At 65.8% G+C, this 874-nt stretch carries 1 protein-coding gene and 1 pseudogene; one reads left to right on the plus strand and one right to left on the minus strand.

Features of this window, described 5'->3' with window-relative positions; genetic code table 11:
* Positions 1-142 (plus strand): annotated as a pseudogene (locus F6S12_RS32335) (LysR family transcriptional regulator); the annotation flags it as partial.
* A gap of 6 nt (positions 143-148) precedes the next feature.
* Here F6S12_RS32335 and F6S12_RS32340 read toward each other — a convergent pair.
* Positions 149-655 (minus strand): YbaK/prolyl-tRNA synthetase associated domain-containing protein, encoded by a 507-nt coding sequence (locus tag F6S12_RS32340; protein ID WP_011063447.1) that lies wholly within the window; start codon positions 653-655, stop codon positions 149-151.
* Positions 656-874 lie beyond the last annotated feature (219 nt).

Raw genomic sequence — 874 nt, forward strand, 5'->3', positions numbered from 1 at the left:
CCTGGACACCGGCCGGCTGGTGCCGGTGCTGCAGGAACATGCCGGGCGCAGCCGCGAGCTGTCGCTGGTGTATCCGCCCTCGCGCCAGTGCTCGCCGAAGCTCACCGCCTTTGCCGAGGCCCTGGTTCGGTTGAGCTGGTAGCCGCCTTCAACCGGGCTGGGCGCTGTCGCTCTCCAGGTCCCGGGTCACGCTCAGCAGCAGCGGCTGGGCGACCCTCAGGTAGTCCTGGGTATCGAGCACCATGGAGGCATCCAGGCGCCCGGCGTTGAAGGCGATCTCGCTGTAGCGGGAGGTCAGTTGCGGGTCGACGATCAGCCGGATGCGCGGATCGAAACTCAGCGGAGCTATGGCGCCGATCACGCAACCAGTCAGCTCCCTGGCCAGCTCCGGCGATACCAGTTGCGCCTTCTTGCCCCCCAGGGCCGCGCCGACCTTTTTCATGTCCAGCTTCTGGTCGCCGCTGAGAATCACCAGCCCATACACCTCGTCTGTGCCCTTGAGGCTGCAGAGCATGGCCTTGGCCCCCTGCCCAGGTTCGGTGCCGCGGATCTCGGCAACCCGCGCCGACTGCCCTTCGGCCGGGTGAAAAATCACCCGATAGCGCGCCTGGTGGCTGTCCAGCAGGCTCACCAGTCGTTGGAAAACTGCATGCATGTTCTGTCCTTGGAAAAGTCGCCAGGGGGTTGATTCAAGCATCCGTCGCCACGCCTGACCAGTGGCGGCTACAAGCGCACCCGCTGCGCCAGGAAGTCGATGAACACCCGCACCCGCGACGGCACGTGGCCGCCCTGGCCGACATACAGCGCATAAAAACTTTCCAGCGGCGCCTGGTTGAAGGCTTCCAGTACCGGTACCAGCCTGCCGCTGTCCAGG

It is taken from the genome of Pseudomonas sp. JV245A (assembly GCF_032424515.1).
Taxonomy (GTDB): Bacteria; Pseudomonadota; Gammaproteobacteria; order Pseudomonadales; family Pseudomonadaceae; genus Aquipseudomonas; species Aquipseudomonas protegens.

Coding starts and splice junctions, on each gene's coding strand:
- F6S12_RS32340 (WP_011063447.1), bottom strand. CDS start 655: ATGCATGCAGTTTTCCAACGACTGGTGAGCCTGCTGGACAGCCACCAG.